General features: G+C 65.2%; 4 protein-coding genes. 2 read left to right on the plus strand and 2 right to left on the minus strand.

What is annotated here, in order from left to right; genetic code table 11:
- Window positions 1–40: 40 nt before the first annotated feature.
- Window positions 41–2,992, minus strand: a complete 2,952-nt coding sequence (gene ppdK, locus AX729_RS00585; RefSeq protein WP_061019959.1) for a pyruvate, phosphate dikinase — start codon at window positions 2,990–2,992, stop codon at window positions 41–43.
- 95 nt (window positions 2,993–3,087) lie between these two features.
- Window positions 3,088–3,243, minus strand: coding sequence for a DUF3096 domain-containing protein (locus AX729_RS38355; protein ID WP_082770311.1), 156 nt, complete (start codon window positions 3,241–3,243; stop codon window positions 3,088–3,090).
- Window positions 3,244–3,765: 522 nt separating this feature from the next.
- On the opposite strand from AX729_RS38355, the gene AX729_RS38350 reads away from it, so the two are divergent.
- Entirely contained in the window at window positions 3,766–3,921 is a 156-nt protein-coding gene (locus AX729_RS38350) for a DUF3096 domain-containing protein (RefSeq protein ID WP_082770311.1), read from the plus strand.
- Window positions 3,922–4,016: 95 nt separating this feature from the next.
- A complete protein-coding gene (gene ppdK, locus AX729_RS00580; RefSeq protein WP_061019959.1) occupies window positions 4,017–6,968 on the plus strand; it encodes a pyruvate, phosphate dikinase in 2,952 nt (983 codons plus the stop codon).
- Window positions 6,969–7,008: the final 40 nt, after the last annotated feature.

Below are 7,008 nucleotides of genomic sequence, written 5' to 3' on the forward strand. Positions count from 1 at the left end.
GTCTTGGCCCCGCCTCTCTCATTCGGCATTTTAGTTCTGCTTATGCCTGGCTGGCGACGGCCTTGCCGAGCGCCGCTTGCGCCGCGGCGAGGCGGGCGATCGGCACGCGGTAGGGCGAGCACGAGACGTAATCGAGCCCGATGTGGTGACAGAACGCGACGGAGGCGGGATCGCCGCCGTGCTCGCCGCAGATGCCGACCTTGAGCTTCGAGCGCGTCTTGCGGCCGCGTGCGACGCCGATCTTGACGAGCTCGCCGACGCCTTCCTGGTCGAGCGCGACGAAGGGATCGATCGGGAGGATGCCCTTGGACACGTAGGTTCCGAGAAAGCTCGCCGCATCGTCGCGGCTGATGCCGTAGGTGGTCTGCGTCAGGTCGTTGGTGCCGAACGAGAAGAACTCGGCGCTCTCCGCGATCTCTGCCGCCATCAGGCAGGCGCGCGGCAGCTCGATCATGGTGCCGACCTGATAGGCGATCTTGGTGTTGGTCTCGCGCATCACCGCCTTCGCGGTGGCGTCGATGCGTGCCTTGACGAGGTCGAGCTCCATCTTGGTCGCGATCAGCGGCACCATCACCTCGAGGCCGACGGCCCTGCCGGTGCGCTTTTCGGCCTCGACCGCGGCCTCGAAGATCGCACGCGCCTGCATCTCGGCGATTTCAGGATAGGCGATCGCGATGCGGCAGCCGCGGAAGCCCAGCATCGGGTTGAACTCCGACAGCTCGCGGGCGCGGTCAGCCAGGCGCCGCGGGTCGGTATTCATGGCGCGCGCCACTTCCTCGACCTCGGCGTGGGTGTGCGGCAGGAACTCGTGCAGCGGCGGATCGAGCAGGCGGATCGTGACGGGCAGGCCCTTCATGATCTCGAACAACTCGACGAAGTCGGCGCGCTGCATCGGCAGCAGTTTTGCCAGCGCGGCGCGGCGCGACTGCTCGTCCTCGGAGAGAATCATCTCGCGCACCGTGCGGATGCGCGTCTCCTCGAAGAACATGTGCTCGGTGCGGCAGAGGCCAATGCCTTCCGCGCCGAACTTGATCGCGGTGCGCGCGTCGTCCGGCGTATCGCCATTGACGCGAACGCCGATCTTGCGGACCTGGTCGGCCCAGGTCATGAGCGTGCCGAACTCGCCGGACAGCTCCGGCTCGATCATCGGCATGCGGCCGGCGAGCACCTGACCGAGCGAGCCGTCGATGGTGATGACGTCGCCCGTCTTGAAGGTACGCGAGCCGATGCTCATGGTGCCGCGGCCGTAGTCGACACGGATGGTGCCGCAGCCGGAGACGCAGGGCTTGCCCATGCCGCGCGCGACCACCGCCGCATGCGAGGTCATGCCGCCGCGGGTGGTCAGAATGCCTTCGGCGGCGTGCATGCCATGGATGTCTTCCGGGCTGGTCTCGATGCGAACCAGAATCACCTTGCGCCCGTCGGCCTGAAGCTTGGCCGCTTCATCCGAGGAGAACACGATCTCGCCGGAGGCTGCGCCGGGCGAGGCCGGCAGGCCGGTCGCGATCACGTCGCGCTTGGCGTCGGGATCGATGGCCGGGTGCAGCAGCTGGTCGAGCGAGGCCGGATCGATCCGCATCACCGCTTCGTTCTTCGAGATCAGGCCTTCATTGGCGAGCTCGACAGCGATACGCAGCGCCGCTTTCGCGGTGCGCTTGCCGCCGCGGGTCTGGAGCATCCAGAGCTTGCCCTGCTCGACCGTGAACTCCATGTCCTGCATGTCGCGGTAGTGCTTCTCGAGCAGCGTGTAGATCCGCGTCAGCTCGTTGAAGGCCTCCGGCATCGCCGATTCCATCGACGCCTTGTCGGAGCCCGACTCCTTGCGCGCCTCCTCGGTGATGTCCTGCGGCGTGCGGATGCCCGCCACCACGTCCTCGCCTTGCGCGTTGATCAGGAACTCGCCGTAGAGCTTGCTCTCGCCGGTCGAGGGATTGCGCGTGAAGGCGACACCGGTCGCCGACGTCTCGCCCATGTTGCCGAACACCATGGCCTGCACGTTGACCGCGGTGCCCCAGGATTCCGGAATGTCGTGCAGCTTGCGGTAGGTCACCGCGCGCGCGTTCATCCACGATGAAAACACCGCGCCGATGGCGCCCCAGAGCTGGTCGTGCGGATCCTGCGGGAAATCCTTGCCGGTCTCGCGCGCGACCGCGTCCTTGTACTTGCCGACCAGCGCGACCCAGTCCTCGGCGGACAGATCGGTGTCGAGCGTGTAGCCCTGGCTGTCCTTGAAGGTGTCGAGGATTTCCTCGAAGTGATGATGCTCGAAGCCGAGCACCACGTCGGAATACATGGTGATGAAGCGGCGATAGCTGTCATAGGCGAAGCGGCGATCGCCCGACAGTTCGGCCAGCGCTTCCACGGTCTGGTCGTTGAGGCCGAGGTTGAGCACCGTGTCCATCATGCCCGGCATCGAGGCGCGCGCGCCGGAGCGCACGGAGACCAGCAGCGGGTTCTTGGTGTCGCCGAAGATCTTGCCGGTCAACTTGCCGACATGGTTCAGCGCCTTCTCAACCTGCGACTGCAACTCCTTCGGGTAGGTCTTGTCGTGTGCGTAGAAGTAGGTGCAGACCGAGGTCGGGATGGTGAAGCCGGGAGGCACAGGCAGGCCGAGATTGGCCATCTCGGCGAGGTTGGCACCCTTGCCGCCGAGCAGGTCGCGCATCTCCGAGCGACCCTCGGCCTTGCCGTCGCCGAACGTGTAGACCCATTTGCCCGCCTTGCCAGCTGCGGAAGCCGTCTTCGCGGGGACAGCCTTCTTCGGTGCGGGCTTCGCGGCGACCTTCGGCAGAGCCGCCTTGGTCACGGCCTTTGCCACCGGCTTGGCTGCGGACTTTGCAGCGGGCTTTGCAACGGACTTTGCAACGGCCTTGGCGACCGGCTTCGGCGCGCTTTTGGCCAACGCCTTGCGGGCCGGCGGTGCGGCTTTCGCGGTGGCAGATGACTTTGATTTCGCTGGCATTTTCTTGGGCTTCGAGGCGGCTTTGGCCATAGCTTGCACACAACCTGCGAGAGGAATGGGAAATCGCGGGCCTTACACCACTTTGGGCGGGCCCGCGCAAGACGGACAGTTCCGAAAAGTGACGCCTAGAAGCGCAACCACTTCAGGAGCCCGAGCCCGATCGCGCCGTTCACGATGAGGAAGACCGCGACAATGAGGTTGAGAAGCCGCGGCATGATCAGGATGAGCACGCCCGCAATCAACGACAGGATCGGCGAAATGTGGGCGACGGTGATGTGCATGAACTATCTTTCTGTGGAGGTGAGGCGAATCGCGCGCGGATCATAGCCGGCCCGGTTCCGCGAGTAGAGATGCGCAACATGCGCTTCGAGTTCCCGGCTTCGCAAAAATTGCCCGAAATTGCCGCGAATGCGGCAGGCCTTTTCCCGGAACATTGCCAGCGGGCATGCATTGGCCAATCGGTTGCGCCACTGGCGCCCCGAAAAATCTCGTCGAAGGAGTTGTCATGCGGAACAGGATTCTCGCTCTTGCAGCGATCGCGGCCGCGATCGCTGCAAGAGCGAGAATCCTGTTCCGCATGACAACTCCTTCGACGAGATTTTTCGGGGCGCCAGTGGCGCAACCGATTGGCCAATGCATGCCCGCTGGCAATGTTCCGGGAAAAGGCCTGCCGCATTCGCGGCAATTTCGGGCAATTTTTGCGAAGCCGGGAACTCGAAGCGCATGTTGCGCATCTCTACTCGCGGAACCGGGCCGGCTATGATCCGCGCGCGATTCGCCTCACCTCCACAGAAAGATAGTTCATGCACATCACCGTCGCCCACATTTCGCCGATCCTGTCGTTGATTGCGGGCGTGCTCATCCTGATCATGCCGCGGCTTCTCAACCTCATTGTCGCGGTCTTCCTCATCGTGAACGGCGCGATCGGGCTCGGGCTCCTGAAGTGGTTGCGCTTCTAGGCGTCACTTTTCGGAACTGTCCGTCTTGCGCGGGCCCGCCCAAAGTGGTGTAAGGCCCGCGATTTCCCATTCCTCTCGCAGGTTGTGTGCAAGCTATGGCCAAAGCCGCCTCGAAGCCCAAGAAAATGCCAGCGAAATCAAAGTCATCTGCCACCGCGAAAGCCGCACCGCCGGCCCGCAAGGCGTTGGCCAAAAGCGCGCCGAAGCCGGTCGCCAAGGCCGTTGCAAAGTCCGTTGCAAAGCCCGCTGCAAAGTCCGCAGCCAAGCCGGTGGCAAAGGCCGTGACCAAGGCGGCTCTGCCGAAGGTCGCCGCGAAGCCCGCACCGAAGAAGGCTGTCCCCGCGAAGACGGCTTCCGCAGCTGGCAAGGCGGGCAAATGGGTCTACACGTTCGGCGACGGCAAGGCCGAGGGTCGCTCGGAGATGCGCGACCTGCTCGGCGGCAAGGGTGCCAACCTCGCCGAGATGGCCAATCTCGGCCTGCCTGTGCCTCCCGGCTTCACCATCCCGACCTCGGTCTGCACCTACTTCTACGCACACGACAAGACCTACCCGAAGGAGTTGCAGTCGCAGGTTGAGAAGGCGCTGAACCATGTCGGCAAGTTGACCGGCAAGATCTTCGGCGACACCAAGAACCCGCTGCTGGTCTCCGTGCGCTCCGGCGCGCGCGCCTCGATGCCGGGCATGATGGACACGGTGCTCAACCTCGGCCTCAACGACCAGACCGTGGAAGCGCTGGCCGAACTGTCGGGCGATCGCCGCTTCGCCTATGACAGCTATCGCCGCTTCATCACCATGTATTCCGACGTGGTGCTCGGCTTCGAGCATCATCACTTCGAGGAAATCCTCGACACCTTCAAGGACAGCCAGGGCTACACGCTCGACACCGATCTGTCCGCCGAGGACTGGGTCGCGCTGGTCGGCAAGTACAAGGACGCGGTCGCGCGCGAGACCGGCAAGGATTTCCCGCAGGATCCGCACGACCAGCTCTGGGGCGCCATCGGCGCGGTGTTTTCATCGTGGATGAACGCGCGCGCGGTGACCTACCGCAAGCTGCACGACATTCCGGAATCCTGGGGCACCGCGGTCAACGTGCAGGCCATGGTGTTCGGCAACATGGGCGAGACGTCGGCGACCGGTGTCGCCTTCACGCGCAATCCCTCGACCGGCGAGAGCAAGCTCTACGGCGAGTTCCTGATCAACGCGCAAGGCGAGGACGTGGTGGCGGGCATCCGCACGCCGCAGGACATCACCGAGGAGGCGCGCAAGGAGTCGGGCTCCGACAAGGCGTCGATGGAATCGGCGATGCCGGAGGCCTTCAACGAGCTGACGCGGATCTACACGCTGCTCGAGAAGCACTACCGCGACATGCAGGACATGGAGTTCACGGTCGAGCAGGGCAAGCTCTGGATGCTCCAGACCCGCGGCGGCAAGCGCACCGCGAAAGCGGCGCTGCGTATCGCTGTCGAGCTCGCCAATGAAGGCCTGATCTCGAAGAACGAAGCGGTGATGCGGATCGATCCGGCCTCGCTCGACCAGCTGCTGCACCCGGCCATCGATCCCGACGCCAAGCGCGACGTGATCGCGACCGGCCTGCCGGCCTCGCCCGGCGCAGCCTCCGGCGAGATCGTGTTCTCCTCGGATGAAGCGGCCAAGCTTCAGGCCGACGGGCGCAAGGTGATTCTGGTTCGCATCGAGACCAGCCCGGAAGACATCCATGGCATGCACGCCGCCGAAGGCATTCTGACCACCCGCGGCGGCATGACCTCGCATGCGGCGGTGGTCGCGCGCGGCATGGGCAAGCCCTGCGTCTCCGGCTGCGGCACCATCCGTGTCGACTACGGCCGCGGCACCATGAGCATCGGCTCGCGTACCTTCAAGACGGGCGACGTCATCACCATCGACGGCTCGCTCGGTCAGGTGCTCGCCGGCCGCATGCCGATGATCGAGCCGGAGCTGTCCGGCGAGTTCGGCACGCTCATGACCTGGGCCGACCAGGTCCGCAAGATCGGCGTTCGCGTCAATGGCGATACGCCGGACGACGCGCGCACCGCGATCAAGTTCGGCGCGGAAGGCATTGGCCTCTGCCGCACCGAGCACATGTTCTTCGAGGAGACGCGCATCCGCACGGTGCGCGAGATGATTCTCTCCGAGGACGAGCAGTCGCGCCGCGCCGCGCTGGCAAAACTGCTGCCGATGCAGCGCGCCGACTTCGTCGAGTTGTTCGAGATCATGAAGGGCCTGCCCGTCACGATCCGCCTGCTCGATCCGCCGCTGCACGAGTTCCTGCCGCACACCCACGCCGAGGTCGAGGAAGTGGCGCGCGCCATGAATACCGACCCGCGGCGCCTGGCTGACCGCGCCCGCGAGCTGTCGGAGTTCAACCCGATGCTGGGCTTCCGCGGCTGCCGCATCGCGATCGCCTATCCTGAAATCGCCGAGATGCAGGCGCGTGCGATCTTCGAGGCCGCGGTCGAGGCCGAAAAGCGCACCGGCAGGGCCGTCGGCCTCGAGGTGATGGTGCCGCTGATCGCGACCAAGATGGAGCTCGACCTCGTCAAGGCACGCATCGACGCCACCGCGAAGGCGGTGATGCGCGAGACCAACACCAAGATCGCCTATCAGGTCGGCACCATGATCGAGCTGCCGCGCGCCTGCCTGATGGCGGCAGAGATCGCGGAGAGCGCCGAGTTCTTCTCGTTCGGCACCAACGACCTGACGCAGACCACCTACGGCATCAGCCGCGACGATGCGGCGAGCTTTCTCGGAACCTACGTGTCCAAGGGCATCCTCCCGATCGATCCCTTCGTCGCGCTCGACCAGGAAGGCGTCGGCGAGCTCGTCAAGATCGGCGTCGCACGCGGCCGCAAGACGCGCTCGAAGCTCAAGGTCGGCATCTGCGGCGAGCACGGCGGCGATCCCGCCTCCGTCGCGTTCTGTCACCACATCGGGCTCGATTACGTCTCGTGCTCGCCCTACCGCGTGCCGATCGCCCGCCTCGCCGCGGCGCAAGCGGCGCTCGGCAAGGCCGTCGCCAGCCAGGCATAAGCAGAACTAAAATGCCGAATGAGAGAGGCGGGGCCAAGAC

It is taken from the genome of Bradyrhizobium sp. CCH5-F6 (assembly GCF_001556045.1).
GTDB lineage: Bacteria > Pseudomonadota > Alphaproteobacteria > Rhizobiales > Xanthobacteraceae > Bradyrhizobium.

What these genes read in the sequence shown, in the direction of transcription:
- ppdK (WP_061019959.1), bottom strand. Translation starts at nt 2,992, where the DNA reads ATGGCCAAAGCCGCCTCGAAGCCCAAGAAAATGCCAGCGAAATCAAAG.
- AX729_RS38350 (WP_082770311.1), top strand. Translation starts at nt 3,766, where the DNA reads ATGCACATCACCGTCGCCCACATTTCGCCGATCCTGTCGTTGATTGCG.
- AX729_RS38355 (WP_082770311.1), bottom strand. Translation starts at nt 3,243, where the DNA reads ATGCACATCACCGTCGCCCACATTTCGCCGATCCTGTCGTTGATTGCG.
- ppdK (WP_061019959.1), top strand. Translation starts at nt 4,017, where the DNA reads ATGGCCAAAGCCGCCTCGAAGCCCAAGAAAATGCCAGCGAAATCAAAG.